Annotated in this window: 17 protein-coding genes; 9 read left to right on the top strand and 8 right to left on the bottom strand. The window is 57.0% G+C overall.

Features of this window, described 5'->3' with window-relative positions:
- Positions 1–10: 10 nt before the first annotated feature.
- The 4 genes from SCT_RS15370 (at position 11) to SCT_RS15355 (ending at position 2,451) form a co-directional block, all read left to right on the top strand.
- The gene (locus SCT_RS15370; protein WP_059424712.1) at positions 11–934 is read left to right on the top strand and encodes a histone deacetylase family protein; all 924 of its coding nucleotides are present in this window, start codon (positions 11–13) and stop codon (positions 932–934) included.
- 77 nt (positions 935–1,011) lie between these two features.
- A complete protein-coding gene (locus tag SCT_RS15365; protein ID WP_059424710.1) occupies positions 1,012–1,230 on the top strand; it encodes a hypothetical protein in 219 nt (72 codons plus the stop codon).
- 23 nt (positions 1,231–1,253) lie between these two features.
- Positions 1,254–1,823, top strand: a complete 570-nt coding sequence (locus SCT_RS15360; RefSeq protein ID WP_059424706.1) for a DUF4337 domain-containing protein — start codon at positions 1,254–1,256, stop codon at positions 1,821–1,823.
- Between the two features lie 10 nt (positions 1,824–1,833).
- Positions 1,834–2,451 carry a phosphatase PAP2 family protein gene (locus SCT_RS15355; protein ID WP_059424704.1) on the top strand — a complete coding sequence of 206 codons (618 nt, stop codon included), beginning with the start codon at positions 1,834–1,836 and terminating at the stop codon, positions 2,449–2,451.
- An 81-nt stretch (positions 2,452–2,532) separates the two neighbouring features.
- Here SCT_RS15355 and SCT_RS15350 read toward each other — a convergent pair whose 3' ends face one another.
- From SCT_RS15350 to SCT_RS15315, 8 genes are all read right to left on the bottom strand, one after another.
- Positions 2,533–3,063, bottom strand: coding sequence for a cyclic nucleotide-binding domain-containing protein (locus tag SCT_RS15350; protein ID WP_059424702.1), 531 nt, complete (start codon positions 3,061–3,063; stop codon positions 2,533–2,535).
- Positions 3,064–3,340: 277 nt separating this feature from the next.
- Positions 3,341–3,772 carry a cytochrome c gene (locus tag SCT_RS15345; RefSeq protein WP_059424700.1) on the bottom strand — a complete coding sequence of 144 codons (432 nt, stop codon included), beginning with the start codon at positions 3,770–3,772 and terminating at the stop codon, positions 3,341–3,343.
- A gap of 121 nt (positions 3,773–3,893) precedes the next feature.
- Positions 3,894–4,646 carry a GAF domain-containing protein gene (locus SCT_RS15340; protein ID WP_059424698.1) on the bottom strand — a complete coding sequence of 251 codons (753 nt, stop codon included), beginning with the start codon at positions 4,644–4,646 and terminating at the stop codon, positions 3,894–3,896.
- 136 nt (positions 4,647–4,782) lie between these two features.
- The gene (locus tag SCT_RS15335; protein ID WP_059424696.1) at positions 4,783–5,175 is read right to left on the bottom strand and encodes a YchJ family protein; all 393 of its coding nucleotides are present in this window, start codon (positions 5,173–5,175) and stop codon (positions 4,783–4,785) included.
- Positions 5,172–6,032 carry a ribosome small subunit-dependent GTPase A gene (rsgA, locus tag SCT_RS15330; protein ID WP_059424694.1) on the bottom strand — a complete coding sequence of 287 codons (861 nt, stop codon included), beginning with the start codon at positions 6,030–6,032 and terminating at the stop codon, positions 5,172–5,174. Before rsgA ends, SCT_RS15335 begins: the two co-directional genes overlap by 4 nt.
- On the bottom strand, positions 6,033–6,320 hold the full coding sequence (locus SCT_RS15325) for a 4a-hydroxytetrahydrobiopterin dehydratase (RefSeq protein WP_059424691.1): 288 nt from the start codon (positions 6,318–6,320) through the stop codon (positions 6,033–6,035). It abuts the gene before it with no gap.
- Between the two features lie 4 nt (positions 6,321–6,324).
- Positions 6,325–6,633, bottom strand: a complete 309-nt coding sequence (locus tag SCT_RS15320; protein ID WP_059424688.1) for a cytochrome c — start codon at positions 6,631–6,633, stop codon at positions 6,325–6,327.
- 45 nt (positions 6,634–6,678) lie between these two features.
- Positions 6,679–7,923 (bottom strand): M48 family metallopeptidase, encoded by a 1,245-nt coding sequence (locus tag SCT_RS15315; RefSeq protein ID WP_059424686.1) that lies wholly within the window; start codon positions 7,921–7,923, stop codon positions 6,679–6,681.
- Between the two features lie 57 nt (positions 7,924–7,980).
- On the opposite strand from SCT_RS15315, the gene orn reads away from it, so the two are divergent.
- From orn to SCT_RS15290, 5 genes are all read left to right on the top strand, one after another.
- Entirely contained in the window at positions 7,981–8,529 is a 549-nt protein-coding gene (gene orn, locus SCT_RS15310; RefSeq protein WP_059424684.1) for an oligoribonuclease, read from the top strand.
- Positions 8,530–8,709: 180 nt separating this feature from the next.
- Entirely contained in the window at positions 8,710–11,268 is a 2,559-nt protein-coding gene (gene glgP, locus SCT_RS15305) for an alpha-glucan family phosphorylase (protein ID WP_059424682.1), read from the top strand.
- A gap of 89 nt (positions 11,269–11,357) precedes the next feature.
- Entirely contained in the window at positions 11,358–11,564 is a 207-nt protein-coding gene (locus tag SCT_RS15300) for a DUF433 domain-containing protein (protein ID WP_059424680.1), read from the top strand.
- 181 nt (positions 11,565–11,745) lie between these two features.
- Complete coding sequence (locus tag SCT_RS15295; protein WP_059424678.1) at positions 11,746–14,646, top strand: DNA methyltransferase; 2,901 nt, start codon at positions 11,746–11,748, stop codon at positions 14,644–14,646.
- 25 nt (positions 14,647–14,671) lie between these two features.
- Positions 14,672–15,259 carry a hypothetical protein gene (locus tag SCT_RS15290; protein ID WP_059424675.1) on the top strand — a complete coding sequence of 196 codons (588 nt, stop codon included), beginning with the start codon at positions 14,672–14,674 and terminating at the stop codon, positions 15,257–15,259.
- Positions 15,260–15,756 lie beyond the last annotated feature (497 nt).

Here is a 15,756-nt window from a genome sequence, read left to right as displayed (position 1 = left end):
GGTGTGACAATTGCATACTGGTTATATCACCCATCCAGATTGCCTCAAGCACGACATGGGGGCGCACCACCCGGAATCCCCGGCGCGGCTTCGTGCAATCGAAGATCAGCTGATTGCTTCCGGGTTGCTGTCTTTTCTTCAGCACCATGATGCGCCGCTGGCCACGTTCGAGCAACTGGCGCGGGTGCACAAGCCGCATTACATTGAAGCCGTGCAAGCCGCAGCGCCCCAGCATGGGCTGGTCTACCTCGATCCGGACACGGCGATGAACCCGTTCTCTCTGAATGCGGCGCTGCGCGCTGCCGGCGCAGTGGTGTTGGCGACCGAACTGGTACTGGAGGGAAAGTTGGAGAATGCTTTCTGTGCCATCCGCCCGCCCGGCCACCATGCTGAATCGGGCCGCGCCATGGGTTTCTGCCTGTTCAACAACGTGGCCGTCGGCGTAGCGCACGCCATTGAGCGCTATGGCCTGAAACGGGTCGCCATTGTCGATTTCGACGTCCATCATGGCAACGGCACCGAGGAAATCTTCCACGATGATCCGCGCGTCATGTTGTGCTCGACCTTCCAGCATCCATTCTACCCGTATTGCGGGGCCGACAGCGGCAACGACCACATCATCAACGTGCCGCTGCCGGCAGGAACCGATGGCGCTGCGTTCCGCCAGGCGGTGAATGAGCGCTGGTTACCTGCCCTGGAACGCTTCCGGCCCGAAATGCTGTTCATCTCCGCCGGCTTCGACGCCCACTGGGAAGACGACATGGCGATGTTCCGGCTGAAGGAGGCGGATTACATCTGGGTCACGCAGCAGATCAAGGATGTTGCGGAAAAGTATGCCCAGGGGCGGATTGTGTCTGCGCTGGAGGGGGGCTATGAACTGCACGCATTGGGCCGCAGTGTGGCGGCACACATCAAGGTGCTGAGCGGCTTGTAAAAATCTTCGGCCCTGCCGGATTCGAATCGTTCTGTGGCATAATCCCAGCGCCATTCTTTGTTAATTTTGAGGACACCATGAAAAAATTGATTACTTTTCTCGCCGCCATCGCTTTTTCCGCCACCGCCGTTTTGCCCGTTGCTGCGGCCGAACCCAATGAGATGGTTCCGATAGCCGTCCAGCCTGCTGAGGCTGCCAGGCCAGCAACCGTGCACAAGGCCAAGAAAGCCAAGAAAGCCAAAAAAATCGCCAAGCCGAAGCACAAGGCCAAGCGCGCGCATAAGCGTCACGCTTAAGCCGGTTTTGTCGAGGTTAAGCCATGTCCGGTCACGGTTTTCACGTTCACGGCGCGCATGACCACGAAGTCGAGCACCAGGCCCAGCACGGGCCTGGCTTGGCTCAGTCGGTCGCGATCTTCACCGCCATCTTGTCCACCGTCGGCGCTATCGTCAGCTATCAGGGCGGCGCCACCCAGAACGAAGCGATGCTGTACAAGAACGAAGCGGTGCTGCAGAAATCACATGCTTCCGACCAGTGGAATTTCTATCAGGCCAAGAGCACCAAGGGCCACCTGATGGAACTGGCCGCCAACATCGCGCCGTCTGACAAGCAGGAGTACTACAAGAAGCAGATCGAGAAGTACAACGAGGAAAAGAAAGAGATCAAGGCCAAGGCCGAAGAACTTGAAAAGAAATCCGAGGAAGCCAACCATCAAAGCGAGCACATGATGCATCCGCATCACCGCCTGGCGCAATCCATGACGCTGATCCAGATTGCCATTGCACTCGCTTCCATGACCGTGCTGACGCGCAAGCGCTGGCTGTTCATCGGCGCCGGCATCGCCGCCGCAGGTGGTTGCGTGCTGTGGGCGCTGGCCTGGCTGGCCTGAAAGGGAGAGGATGAGGGCAATCCTCTACGACTGGGGCGGTCTCAACGTCTGGCTGTTCCACCTCATCAACGATGTGCGTGCCGGCTGGCTAGACCAGTTCATGCTGTTCGGTACCGCCATCGGCGAACATACCAGCTTCGTGCCGATCCTGTGCCTGCTGATGCTGGCTGCAGTGTTCACCGTTCCACGCAGCTATGTGCAGCAACTGGGATTCGGCGAAAATGCCGCCAATCTGTGGATCGGCGTGTTGGCAGTGTTCACTCTCGGCTATTTCATCGACGGGCTGGTGCTCGGCTGGCTCAAGCCTCTGCTCGATTTCCCCCGGCCGCCATTGGCACTGGGCGAGGCCAGCGTGCATATCGTCGGCGAAGCCAAGCTCCACCACAGCTTCCCCAGCGGCCATTCCTCGTTCGCCATGCTGGTGTGCGCCTCGGTCTGGCCGCTCGCCCGCTGGTGGCGTTTTGCCGGGGTATTTTTCCTGCTCTGGGTCGGCTTGTCGCGCATCAGCCTGGGCGCGCATTTTCCCGCTGACGTACTGGGTGGTTTTGCGCTCAGCCTGCTAATCGTGCTGGCGCTGCGCGCCGCATTGAGGGTGCTGGCTAAGCTAGGCGCCAGGAGCAGCAGGTAAGGGGGTTTCGCAGCGTTCAGCAACTCGGTGCATGGGATCGGCTATGATTGGTCCGAACCCTGCAGCCGTGCAAGCATCGGCCTAATCGGCTTTGCTCTCCAGATAATCCACCAAAATGCCACTTGTCTGACGCAGGCGCTGGCTTAACAGGCGCGCTATCTTCAGCAGGATTTTAGTGGCCAAGGCGGGTTTTTCGCTGATGATGCGGAGAAAGTTAGTTTCGGTGAGTATGGTCAGTGTGGTGGGCTCGGCGACGATTGCCGTTGCCGATCGCGGTTCGCCGTCGATGATCGCCATTTCGCCCAAGGTTTTGCCAGAACCTATGGTGGCGACGATTTTCTTCCTGTCGTGGTGATCTTCCTTGTAGACGTCGACCTTGCCCTTGATGATCAGGCACACGTAGGTGCCCTTTTCGCCCTCGCGGAACAGGGTGGTTCCATCGCTCGCTTCGTAGGCTTGCATGTATCCGGAAAGCGCTTCGATGTCGTGCCACTCGAAATCGCGGAACATCTGGGTGGTTGCTATCATGCTGCAAAGCTCATCCTGAAAGGCCTTGCCGGTGCCAATCAGTTTGAGCGAGTCGAGCATGTCGTTTTTCTGTGGCGAGGTCATTGCACGTGCTTCTTCATGGGGCGCCTGTTGGAAACGCCAAATTTACCACGAAACGGGGACTTACCTTCACCTGGGTTCGGGTAAGGGATAACAGGGTTTTACTATTAATCTAGACTTCGAGCTGCCTGTGGTTTGGTCAGAAGAATGGTCGCTTCACGATTTTCGCAGGCATTCTTGACGTTATGGCAAGGCGATCAATTCCAGCCGGAGCGAAGATTTATCTTCCAGATGGCGCTGGATTTAGATAAGGGCCTACGGAAACGTAGACCCTTTTGTTCTATTTTCCCTGCATACGATTCAGATAATCGATCAAAGCGAGTATGCGCCCGCGTATGAAAGACTCTGGGTCGTAGGGGTAGTCGTCGTAGTGCTGTGCACCCTTGATGCTGTAGTTTTTTCCCCAAATGGGCATCTCTCGTACTCCATGGGCTTTCACCTGCTGTCTTCCGTCAATCACTTCATATACGCGGGAAACAGGGAATACGCCGCCGTTATTCCTGGAAAGCACAGTCAGGTCGGATACGCGGCTTTTAAGCGTTTCCGCGGATGGTCCATCTCCTTTTCCTGTAGTGCCATGACAACTGGCGCAGTTGGTCATGTATTCGTTTTTGCCGATATCGAATTTATCGGCAGCGCAGGAGAGGCTCGAGACGCCTAGCATTGCCGAGACGATCATCGATGATTTAATCGCAATCCATAGGCATTTCATGACTTTTCCTTTGTGAGGTGCGGATAATAAAAATTATAGGTGATTTTTCAGGGTACATTTTTCTGCCCGGCAGGCAGGCATGAAGATCAGGAAAAAAGAAGAATTGCAGGGTTCATCGGGATCACTGTTTTTTTAGTCGCTTGCTGTGCTTGTGCAGGCTTTGAGTCAGTTCCGAGATGATTTCCGAGGCGGCTTTGATGATCTGGTTTGAGCCGAAGCCGGCTTTGGTCATTTCGCGGTAGAACGATTTGGCGACAATCTTCGCCATCTGGTCCGGATTCTGAGCGGCGGTGAACAGGGCGTTGCCGAAGGTTTTATCCGCTTCTGCGGCCAGGGTGATCTGGGCGAAGCGGGAATTCAGGATACTTTGCAGCTGGATGACCTGGATTGACCGGCCAATGAACAAGGCCACGATGTCGAGCAGATTGAGATCGTCCAGGTTAAACGGGCGCTGATGCTTCGGTGCATTGACGTTGACCACGCCGATGATCTTGCCGTTGATCAGGATCGGGGAGGAGATCATGCTCTTGCGAGTGTCGTGAAGCTGGCGAGCCACCTGCGCGAATTCCGATTGCGTGATGTCCTCGATCAGAAGCGACTTGCCGGTGGCGACGACATGCCCGGAAATGCCTTCTCCCCGCTTGACGGGGCTTTGGTAGGCACTGGCTGGCAAATTTCCAAAGTTGGCGCAGACGCGCAGGCGCAATTCTTCGAATTCGTCATCGTTCAACAGCATGATGGAGCAGTTTTCGGCGTTGAGGATCTTGGCCGCCATCTTCGCGAGTTGATAGAGGTTCTCGTCCAGGGCGCCCTCGGATTCGAGGAAATTGGACAGGTCGAGCAGCTTGGCTAGCGGAGTCTCTTCATTGCCCATGGCCGTCTTCCGGTTGGTTAAATTGGATCAGACTCGATTAATTCCCCCGCCTGATCAAGCGCATTAGCAAATTACAGTTTAGCATTACCGCATTCACACCGAAACGCAATATGCGGTTCGAATAATCCGTGCCGCATCAGCTTTCCTTGATGTCCCCATTCAGGTAATACCACTGCCCTTCTTCGCGCACGAAGCGGCTGGTTTCATGCAACCGGTAGGCGCGGCCGCCGATCTTGTAGCGGGCGATGAATTCAACTTCGGCGTGGCTGTCGTCGGTTTGCTGGCGGTGTTTGACTTGCAGTCCAAGCCATTTGGGCTGGGGTTTGGTGCCGAGGTCCAGCACGGCGGGGCGGGTGCTGGGGTGCCATGTGGCAAGCAGGTAGGGCTCCTGCGCCAGGGTGTAGGCGGTGTAGCGCGAGCGCATCAGCGCTTCGGCGGTGGGGGCGGGGATGTTGTCGCTGATGTAGCGGCCGCAGCAAACCTCGTAACTGTGCGGCAGGCCGCAGGGGCAGGGCAGAGGTGCATTCATCTGACCAACTTGTGGAAAGTGCCCAGTCGTCGTCTGTCGATTTTACCTGCCGTAGTGGCTTCAAGAACGGCGCAGCCCGGTTCCACCAGATGGCGGCAATTGCTGAAGCGGCAATGGCCGAGGTAGGGGCGGAACTCGACGAAGGCGTAAGCGATGTCTTGCTCGTTGACGTGGGCCAGGCCGAATTCCTGCAGGCCGGGTGAATCGATGATATGACTGTCGTCATCAAGGTGGTAAAGGCGTGCATGAGTAGTGGTGTGCTTGCCGGAATTCAGTGCCTGGGAAATCTCGCGCGTGTGTGCCTGCGCCGCCGGCAGCAGGGCGTTGATGATGCTCGACTTGCCCATGCCGGACTGCCCCACCAGCACGCTGGTTTCGCCCTGTAAATAGGGGCGTAGCGGGCTGATGTCCCGCTTGGCTGAGAGGGTTACAAGGGGGTAGCCCAGATCGCGGTACAGTTTGAGTTTCTCGAGCGCGGCCTGGGTTGCCTGCTCCAGGTCGCACTTGTTGAGCACGATGACGATCTTGAGAGAGGCAGCCTCGGCTGCGATCAGGCAGCGGCTGACCAGATCCTCGTAGAAGGCCGGCTCTGCTGCCACCACGACGATAATCTGGGTGACGTTGGCGGCAATGATCTTCTCTTTGAATTCATCGGAGCGGAACAGCAGTGATGTGCGAGTGTCGATCGACTTGATCACGCCTTGGGCAGTGCCGGTCATCTCGACCTGGAGCCGGTCGCCGCAGGCGATGCCGCCTTTTTTGCCGCGGGTGACGCAGGAAACGATGCCCTCTGCCGTTTCAACATCGAAGTGCCTGCCGAAGGCGGCGACAACTTGGCCGTGCTGCACCTGCCCCATTCAGATCTTGAGCAGGGCGTCTATCTTCGCCGCGCAGATGAAGTCGTTTTCGGACAGACCTTTGATGTCATGGGTGTGGTAACTCACCCGGCACTGGTTGTAGCCCACTTCAAGATCGGGGTGGTGATCCTCGCGATGGGATACCCAGGCGGTGGCATTGACGAAGGCCATGGTCTGGTAATAGTCATTGAAGCGGTAGGTCTTGCTGATTTTGCCGTCAGCGTATTCCCAGCCGCCTTCCAGCGTGCCCAGTCGCTGCGTGATTTGCTCGGTGCTTAACGGATTCATGGGTTTATTTGAAGTGGTAATAGGCGTTGTTGAGGTAGGCCGCAGCGTGGTTCTCCTCATCGGGGAACCAGTTTGCGCCGACATTGGCATTGCAGTTGCGGATGCGAGCCTGGAGTTGCTGCGGATTCTTCACCTTGCGTTCGAGGCGGGAGTAAATGGCGGAGCCGTCTCCACCCACCATGGAAACGTGGCAGCTGACGCAGGATTTATCGTGCAGGGTTTTGCCGATCTTGGCGTCTCCCTTGGGAAAGGGATCAGCAAGCACAGGCGAGCTGACGAGCAGCAGGCTCAGGAGCAGTGTAATAAATTTCATGTGGACCTCCGTGGGTTGATGTCGCTGTTTTGGTGAAATGGGCTACTAAATACTAGCATGAGCCTGAAGGTGTGCAATGCGGATCGCCGCAGGCGGATGCGAATCGTAGAACGCCGAGTGCAGCGGATCGGGGGTGAGGGTCGAGGCGTTGTCGTTGTAGAGCTTGACCAGCGCACGAACCAGATCGTCGGCACTGGCATTTTTTGCGGCGTAGCGGTCGGCCTCGAATTCGTTCCTGCGCGAATAAAAACTCATCAGCGGGTGCAGCAGAAAGGTGAATACCGGCATCGCCAGCAGGAACAGCAGCAGTGCCGTGGCAGTGCCTGGCGTGGTGACGCCGAGACCGTGGTAAAACCATTCCTTGTCCATCAGCCAGCCGAGCAGCCACAGTCCGGCCAGGCTCATGGCGGCCATCAGGGCAATGCGCTTGATGATGTGACGGTGCTTGAAGTGTCCGAGTTCATGGGCCAGCACCGCAACGATCTCGTCGTGGCCGAGGCGTTCCAGCAGAGTGTCGAAAAACACGATCCGCCGGGATTTGCCGAAGCCGCTGAAATAGGCGTTGCCATGGGTGCTGCGCTTGGAACCGTCCATCACGTAGAAGCCCTGAGCGCGGAAGCCGCATTTCTGCAGCAACTGGCCGACGCGCTCTTTCAGCGTGGTATCCTCAAGCGGCGTGAACTTGTTGAACAGTGGCGCGATGAAGGTGGGGTAAACCGCCAGTACCAGCAGGTTGAATCCCATCCATGCGCTCCATACGTAGAGCCACCAGTATTCACCCATCCGCCCCATCAGCCAGAGTACGCCGAGTAACAGTGGAATGCCGAGCGCCGCACCGAGCAGCATCTGCTTGGCGAGGTCGGTGAAAAACAGCGCCGGTGTCATCTTGTTGAAGCCGAAGCGGGCGTCGATACTGAAGGCGCTGTAGAACCCCAGCGGAATTTCAACTAAAGTGGAAATAGCGAATACGCTCAGTATCAGTGCCGTGCCCTGCCATAGCCCCGACCCGAGCAGGCCGTGCCACAGGCCATACAGCACCTCGATCCCGCCGCCCAGGGTAAAGGCCAGTAACAGTGCGGTTTCCAGCACGAGATGCAGATTATCCAGGCGGGTTTTGGCTATGCTGTAATCAGCGGCTTTCTGGTGTGATTCCAGATCGATGCGGTCGGCGAAATTCTGCGGCACGCTGGCACGGTGTGCCTGGATGTGGCGGATATGACGTTGTGCGAGCCAGTAGCGCAAGAGTACGGAGATTGCCAGTGTGGCGAGGAAGATCAGGGTAAATGTCATGGAGTCACAGGTGGTTTCGGTCTAAAATGGCGTCTTTAAGATTACTGGGTTTCCATTATGGCACAAGACAGCAATCGCCTCATCTGGATCGACATGGAGATGTCCGGGTTGGTTCCCGAACGGGATCGCATCATCGAAATCGCGCTGGTGATCACCGACTCCAACCTGGAGACCATCGCCGAAGCGCCGGTACTGGTCGTGCACCAGTCCGATGAGGTGCTGAATGGCATGGACGCCTGGAACACTGCGACTCACGGCAAATCCGGCCTGATCGACAAGGTCAAGGCATCTAAACTGGATGATGCCGCCGTCGAGGCCCAACTGATCGAGTTTCTGAAGGAATACATTCCGGCAAAAAAATCGCCGATGTGCGGTAATTCGATCTGCCAGGATCGCCGTTTCATGGCGAACTACATGCCCAAGCTTGAGGATTATTTTCACTATCGCAACCTCGACGTGAGCACCCTGAAAGAACTGGCCAAGCGCTGGAGGCCACAGGTTTACGGCGGTTTCAAAAAGGAGAACAACCATACCGCGCTGGCCGATGTGTATGAATCCATCGGCGAGATGAGGTATTACCGGGAGAATTTCCTTCGGTTGGAATAATCTGTCAAAAGCTGTTGAACCGCAGAGGACGCGGAGGACGCAGAGGAAAAACAAAAATAAGAGCTTAATACCAGACTTTGACTGCCCTCTTGGTGAGCACGTAATGACACATAAGCCTTTGAATTCCTCCGCGTCCTCTGCGGTGAATTGCCTTTTTTAGCAAAGATTTAAGGAATCAGCATGAAGCAGGGCACCACTTTCGTTATCGAGGTCAACCCGAAGATTCCGCGCAAGCTGTTGCGCCTGGATGAGCTTGCCAACAACCTCTGGTATGGTTGGGACAAGCCGACCCGGACATTGTTCGCGCGCCTTCATCCCGCCCTGTGGGATGCGGTCGGACACAATCCCAAGGTGTTCCTGCGCCGGGTGGACGAAAAACGCCTGGTGGAAGCGGCGGAGGACCAGGTGTTTCTGGCCACCGTGAACCGCGTGCTGTCGGCTTACGATACCTACCACAACGAGCCGCTGCGTCGCGGCAGCAACCACGAGCAGTTCAAGGAAGGCGATCTGATCGCCTATTTTTGCGCCGAATTCGGCTTTCACGAAAGTTTCCCGATCTATTCCGGTGGCCTCGGCATACTCGCCGGCGATCACTGCAAGTCGGCGAGTGACCTGCGCCTGCCCTTCGTTGCGGTTGGACTGCTCTACCGCCAAGGCTACTTTTCCCAGATTATCGACGGCGAAGGCAACCAGATCGCCACTTACAGCGATTCAGATTTCGAAGACCTGCCGGTCGTTCCCGCTTTGGGGGAGGATGGCAAAGAGATGCATGTTTCCGTCGACCTGCCGGGACGGGAGGTGACGGTCAAGGTATGGCAGGCACGGGTCGGTCACGTTACGCTGTACCTGCTCGATACCGACCTGGAGGAAAACACGCCCGAGGACCGCGATATTACCCACCAGCTTTACGGCGGCGACAGCAACATGCGCATCATGCAGGAAAGCGTTCTTGGCGTCGGCGGCGTACGCGCCCTCAGAGCGCTGGGACTGACGCCCACGGTGTGGCACATCAACGAGGGCCATGCCGCCTTCCTGGTGCTGGAACGCGCCCGCTACCTGGTCGCCGAGGGGCTGGATTTCGCCAGCGCGCTGGAAGCGGCTGCCGGCAATACCGTGTTCACCACCCACACGCCGGTGCCGGCGGGGCACGACCATTTCGCCGAAAATACGGTCTGCGACTACTTCGAGCACATGTGCCATGAGCTGAAAATCAGCCGTGAAGCGTTTCTCTCCCTGGGCAGGACGCCGGATGGGCCGGATTTCAACATGACCGCCCTGGCGTTGCGGGGCTCGCGTTTTCACAACGGCGTCAGCCGCATTCACGGCGAAGTATCCTCGCGCATCTGTGCCAGCCAGTGGCCGCAGTTGGCTCCCGAGGAAAACCCGATGAGCTACGTCACCAACGGTGTGCACATGCCGACTTTCCTGGCGCAGGAATGGATCGACCTGTTCGACAACCAGTTCGGCTACGAGTGGCGCCATAATCTCACCAATCAGGGCTACTGGGCGCGTATCGACGAGATCTCCGACCACCTGTTCTGGAGTGTGCGCCAGTCGCTCAAGTCGCAAATGCTCGAACTGGTGCGCTTTCGCATCAGCCAGCAGCATTTCCGCAACAACGGCTCCGAAGCCCACCTCGACAGGCTGCTGAAGCACATCGATCCCCTCAATCCGAACGTCCTCACCATCGGTTTCGCCCGCCGCTTCGCCACCTACAAACGCGCCGCGCTGCTGTTCGAAGATCCAACCTGGCTGAGCCAGATCATTTCCGAGGCCGACCGTCCGGTGCTGTTTATTTTTGCCGGCAAGGCGCACCCTGCCGACCGCCCAGGCCAGGATTTAATCCGGCATATTCAAGGGATGTCCCACATGCCGGAATTCGAGGGCAAGGTGCTGCTGGTAGAAGGCTACGATATGGGTATGGCGCGCAGACTGGTAGCGGGCGTGGATGTGTGGCTCAACAACCCGGTGTACCCGCTTGAAGCGAGCGGCACTTCCGGCATGAAGGCGGGCATCAACGGCGCGATCAATTTCTCGGTGCTGGACGGCTGGTGGGGCGAGGGCTACGACGGCACCAACGGCTGGGCGATCAAGCCGGCACCAACCTACATGGACGACTACCGTCGCAACAAGGAAGACAGCCAGACCTTTTACGAGATCCTGCAGGACCGTATCGTGCCCCAGTACTACGATCGCGGCAAGATGGGCTACTCGGCGGAATGGATCAGGCGTTCCAAGCGCTCGATCGGCACCCTGTTGCCACGCTTCAATTCCAACCGGATGGTGGGCGAATACGTGACCCGCTTCTACCTGCAGGCCAGCCGCCAGGGCGAGCTGTACGCCCGCGATGACTACGCAAACGCGAAAAATCTTTCGGTCTGGAAAACAAAGATCCGCGCTACCTGGCAGGGCGTCGAGATACGCCGCCTGGATACACCGAAGAAGCACATTCAGTTTGGCGACAAAGTGCGCTTCGAAGTCGTCCTGAAATTGAACGGCCTGGCACCTGAGGATGTGGTGGTCGAGCTGATGATGCGTCGCCCGACCCGCAAGGAGATGAAGGATTACTTGCACTTCAGCTTCTCGTTCCAGGGGATCGTGGAAGAGACCGGGGAACATCTGTTCGCCCTCGATCTGGCCCCCGATCGGTGCGGTCATCTGGATTACAAGATCCGCGTTTATCCCTGGCAGGAACTCCTGACCCATCCTCTGGAGATGGGGTTGATGGTTTGGCTTTAAGGACTGTTTCATCACGTGTTGCGTACTATGGATGAGCGCCGCGACGTGGTGTATTATTAAATCAGCTTTAGTTGTGTTTGGAGAATGCGATGCGTTCCGCCGTTGTAAAGATTGATCCCGATATCCTTGGCGGCACCCCATGCTTTGCCGACACACGGGTTCCGGTCAAAACCCTGTTTGACTATCTGGAAGGTGGCGACAATCTGGATACCTTCCTTGACGAATTCCCCAGTGTCAAACGCGAGCAGGCCGTAGCGCTCCTTGAAGAATCCCGGCAAGCACTGCTGGCAGCATGAGGCGTGTCCTGCTTGACGAGTCGGTGCCGCGCCATCTCTGTGTTCTCTGTGGCTTCAACTGCTTCTTTTTAGGATAAATAAATCCATCCCCTTTGATGTCGAGCTAGATCACTTCTGATCCGCTGCGTAAAAACCAACCCGATAATGCCGCTGAATGAAGAGGGCGGTGGAAAATAAAAATATGACCCCGCGCGAATTCATCGAGAAGTGGCGAGATAACCCGCTCAAAGAGCGCGCCAGCTATCAACTCCACTTCATTGACCTGTGCGCCCTGTTGGGCGTGCCCACCCCTTCGCCATCCAGCCATGAGACCTATTGCTTCGAGCGCGGCGCCGCGCGCACCGGAGCCGGGCAAGGCTGGGCTGATGTATGGAAAAAAGGCTTTTTCGGGTTTGAATATAAAGCCATGCGGCGCAACTTGGGCGAAGCCCTGAAACAGTTGATGACCTACGCGCTGGCCTTGGACAACCCGCCGTTGCTCGTGGTGTGCGATACCAACATCATCGAAATCCACACCCACTTCACCAACGCGCCCAGCGAAGTTCACACCATCGCGCTGGAAGACATCGCCTCACCTTCCAACCTCGACAAGCTGCGCTGGCTGTTCACCGACCCCGACAAGTTCCACCCACAACGCACCATTTCAGAAATCACCGAAGAAGCGGCAGGCAAGTTCGCCGCCCTCGCGCAGTCATTGAACGCCAGAGGCCATGCCCCGCAGACCGTGGCGCACTTTCTTAATCAGTGCCTGTTCTGCCTGTTTGCCGAAGATGCCGAACTGCTGCCGGGCAAGTTGTTCGAGCGCTTGCTGGACAAAAGCCAGGCCGACCCCGCCAAACTTTCCAGCCGCTTCGAAGAATTATTCAATGCGATGCGCAAGGGGGGAGACTTCGCGCTGGAGGATATTCACTGGTTCAACGGCGGATTGTTCGAAACGGTGGAAGTGTTACCGCTCATCACCAGCGAAATAACCACCCTGCACGCCGCCGCCAAGCTCAATTGGAGCGGCATCGAGCCCTCCATCTTCGGCACCTTGTTCGAACGCGGGCTTGACCCGAAGAAACGCTCCCAGCTTGGCGCGCACTACACCGACCAGCAATCCATCCTGCGCATCATCAACCCGGTGATCGTCGAGCCGCTCGCGGCGGAATGGGAAGCAGCGAAACGCCTCATCGCCGAGCGCATGGCGCTGTACGAGAAAGGCGGCAAAGGCTCGAAGAATGCCCTGCAAGAAGCACAAGGCGCGTTCATTGTCTATCTCGAACGGCTCAAGAATTTCAAAGTGCTCGACCCCGCGTGCGGGAGTGGAAACTTTCTCTACCTCGCCCTGCGCGCACTGAAAGACCTCGAACACAAAGCCAACCTCGAAGCCGAACAACACGGCCTGCATCGCCAGGTCAGCATCGAAGCCTCGCCCGCCAATGTGCTGGGCATCGAGCTCAACCCTTACGCCGCCGAACTCGCCCGCGTCACCGTGTGGATCGGCGAAATCCAGTGGATGCTCAAGAATGGCTACCCCATCCGCAAGAACCCCATCCTGCAACCGCTCGATCACATCGAGAACCGCGACGCGGTGCTTTTACTCCCCTCGCCCGCAAGCGGGAGAGGGGTTGGGGGAGAGGGTGAAGCCGTAGAGGCACAATGGCCCACCGTCGATGCCATCATCGGCAACCCGCCATTTTTGGGCGGCTCCAAGATGCGCGGCGAGTTGAGCGATGACTACACCGAAGCCCTGCGCAATGTGTATGAAGGCCGCGTACCGGGTGGCGCGGACTTGGTGACGTATTGGTTCGAGAAAACACGGGCGCAAATCGAAGCTGGTAACTGCCAGCGCGCCGGACTGGTTGCCACCAACTCCATACGCGGCGGCTCGAATCAGCAAGTGCTGGCGCGTATCTGCGGCACTTCCAAAATCTTCAATGCGTGGAGCGATGAGGAATGGATTAACGAAGGCGCAGCGGTGCGTGTATCGCTGGTGTGCTTCGCTTCCGTCATTCCCGCGCAGGCGGGAATCCAGTCAGTCGTATTAAACGGACAACCCGTTGAAACCATCCACGCCGATTTGACCGCAGGCGCTGGGCTGAATCTCACTCAGGCCAAGCCGCTGAAAGAGAATGCGGGTGTGTGTTTCATGGGGGCATCGAAAAAAGGCGCATTCGATATTGATGGTGACTTGGCGCGGCAATGGCTCAAGCTACCGAATCCGAATGGCCGACCGAACAGTGACGTACTCAAGCCTTTATGGAACGGGCTGGATGTGGCGCGCCGTCCGCGCGATGGCTGGATTATTGATTTCGGCACAGGGATGAGTGAGGCGGATGCCGCGCTGTACGAAGCCCCGTTCGAGTATGTAACGCAACATGTCAAACCAGAGCGCGAAAAAAACAATCGCGAGGCTTACCGAAAATACTGGTGGCGTCACGCCGAAGCGCGCCCTGGAATGCGAAAAGCTTTAACTGGCTTGCCGCGCTACATTGCTACTCCAGAAGTAGCCAAGCACCGCATTTTTGTATGGATGGATAAAAGTATTCTGCCAGACCAGAAGCTTTATGCCATTGCCCGTTCAGACAATACGACATTCGGCATCCTTCATTCGTGCTTTCACGAACTCTGGGCGCTGGCGGTTTGTTCTTGGCATGGTGCTGGAAATGACCCACGCTACACACCAACCACCACCTTCGAGACTTTCCAATTTCCAGAAGGGCTGACGCCCAACCTCGTGCCATCCGATTACGCCAACACCGCAGCCACCGAGATTGCCACCGCCGCACAAGAGTTGAACAAACTGCGCGAAAACTGGCTCAACCCGCCGGAGTGGGTAGACTGGGTGCGCACCCCCGAAGAAGAAAAAGCAGGCTACCCAGCGCGTCCCGTCGCCAAACCCGGACATGAGGCCGACCTGAAAAAACGCACCCTCACCAACCTCTACAATGCCCGTCCCGCGTGGCTGGACAACGCGCATAAGACACTGGATGCCGCCGTTGCCAAGGCTTACGGCTGGAACGACTACACGCCGGAGATGCCGGACGAGGAAATCTTGCGGCGGTTGCTGGCGTTAAATTTGGCGCGAGCGGAGCAATGAGTCCGCGCTGGGCGCATTAGCGGCGATGAACGATCAGAAGGGTATATTCTGCGTGTATGAGTTCTTCTACTTGGAAGGCATGCTGGCTTGCATATCTTCCGCGCTCACTTCAGCCGAGGCGATCTCACGTACCTACGGGGAGAGTGAAAGTGAACTAACTCAGGAGCAGTTTTTGGACTGCTTCCAAAACATCATTCAACAGGCTGCCGCTGTATCTCGCTACTTCTGGCCATCTGCCAGCCCCAAGAGTAAGCACATTGAACTCCATCGCCGTAGAGGTGCTCAACTTCGAGCAGCTTTTCAGATCAACGAAGACAATCCCCTCAAGAACAGAACCCTTCGTAATCGAATCGAACACTTCGATGAAAGTCTGGATATTTTTCTGTCACAGCCAATTGCAGGAGACTTTATCCCCGCCTATGTTGGGCCTGCACCAAAGTCGGGGGTTCCGAGTCATTTCTTTCGAGCCTTCTTTACAGACATTGGCGTATTCGAGGTATTAGGAGAGCGCTACGCTATGCAACCGCTCTACGACGAAATGAGTCGTTTGCATGATTTGCTAGTCGCTTGTGGTAGAGACGGTTGCAGGTTGCCGAGAGAGACAGAGGCATAACCTCAGCCTGCGTAGGATGTGCTGACGAAAAGTCAAGCCGGGTAGGGTGGGCACGTTTTTGTGCCCACGCGGAAATAACCTTCGTCAACCGCGTGGGCACAAAAACGTGCCCACCCTACTTGACTGTTTCATGGCGCCACCCGCATATCCAGTCGCGAACGATGCGCTTCGTGCCTCAGCGCATCCTACGAACTGCAACCCGCATGGATAGGCATTGTTCAGGTGTGATTCATGAAGAGTGCCGTCATTATTGGCTCTCAGTCATGCTGCATTGTAGAACGCCTATTGGCAAGGCTCTCAGGCCGCGTCTGACGCAATCGTTATTGCCTTACGCGAGTTGAGCCAGCGTAGCCCGGATGGAATGAAATGGAATCCGGGGCATCCTGCCGTGGGGCGGGATGGTTGCTAAGGAAGCCCTGAACAAGTTCCTGAACCTGTAAAATAGCGGACATCATCAATCGACTGAAATTGCCCATGAAACAACTCAGTTTTGCAGC

The organism is Sulfuricella sp. T08 (assembly GCF_000971475.1).
Taxonomy (GTDB): Bacteria; Pseudomonadota; Gammaproteobacteria; order Burkholderiales; family Sulfuricellaceae; genus Sulfuricella.
The sequence above is the reverse complement of the archived record's forward strand: the minus strand, read 5'-3'. Positions and strand labels throughout refer to the sequence as shown.

Bases quoted from the DNA above. Each gene is read 5' to 3' on its own strand.
- SCT_RS15350 (WP_059424702.1), bottom strand. From the start codon at position 3,063: ATGACCTCGCCACAGAAAAACGACATGCTCGACTCGCTCAAACTGATT.
- SCT_RS15300 (WP_059424680.1), top strand. From the start codon at position 11,358: ATGCGTTCCGCCGTTGTAAAGATTGATCCCGATATCCTTGGCGGCACC.
- SCT_RS15365 (WP_059424710.1), top strand. From the start codon at position 1,012: ATGAAAAAATTGATTACTTTTCTCGCCGCCATCGCTTTTTCCGCCACC.
- SCT_RS15315 (WP_059424686.1), bottom strand. From the start codon at position 7,923: ATGACATTTACCCTGATCTTCCTCGCCACACTGGCAATCTCCGTACTC.
- SCT_RS15295 (WP_059424678.1), top strand. From the start codon at position 11,746: ATGACCCCGCGCGAATTCATCGAGAAGTGGCGAGATAACCCGCTCAAA.
- SCT_RS15340 (WP_059424698.1), bottom strand. From the start codon at position 4,646: ATGGGCAATGAAGAGACTCCGCTAGCCAAGCTGCTCGACCTGTCCAAT.
- SCT_RS15335 (WP_059424696.1), bottom strand. From the start codon at position 5,175: ATGAATGCACCTCTGCCCTGCCCCTGCGGCCTGCCGCACAGTTACGAG.
- orn (WP_059424684.1), top strand. From the start codon at position 7,981: ATGGCACAAGACAGCAATCGCCTCATCTGGATCGACATGGAGATGTCC.
- SCT_RS15355 (WP_059424704.1), top strand. From the start codon at position 1,834: ATGAGGGCAATCCTCTACGACTGGGGCGGTCTCAACGTCTGGCTGTTC.
- SCT_RS15360 (WP_059424706.1), top strand. From the start codon at position 1,254: ATGTCCGGTCACGGTTTTCACGTTCACGGCGCGCATGACCACGAAGTC.
- glgP (WP_059424682.1), top strand. From the start codon at position 8,710: ATGAAGCAGGGCACCACTTTCGTTATCGAGGTCAACCCGAAGATTCCG.
- SCT_RS15290 (WP_059424675.1), top strand. From the start codon at position 14,672: ATGAACGATCAGAAGGGTATATTCTGCGTGTATGAGTTCTTCTACTTG.
- rsgA (WP_059424694.1), bottom strand. From the start codon at position 6,032: ATGGGGCAGGTGCAGCACGGCCAAGTTGTCGCCGCCTTCGGCAGGCAC.
- SCT_RS15325 (WP_059424691.1), bottom strand. From the start codon at position 6,320: ATGAATCCGTTAAGCACCGAGCAAATCACGCAGCGACTGGGCACGCTG.
- SCT_RS15320 (WP_059424688.1), bottom strand. From the start codon at position 6,633: ATGAAATTTATTACACTGCTCCTGAGCCTGCTGCTCGTCAGCTCGCCT.
- SCT_RS15345 (WP_059424700.1), bottom strand. From the start codon at position 3,772: ATGAAATGCCTATGGATTGCGATTAAATCATCGATGATCGTCTCGGCA.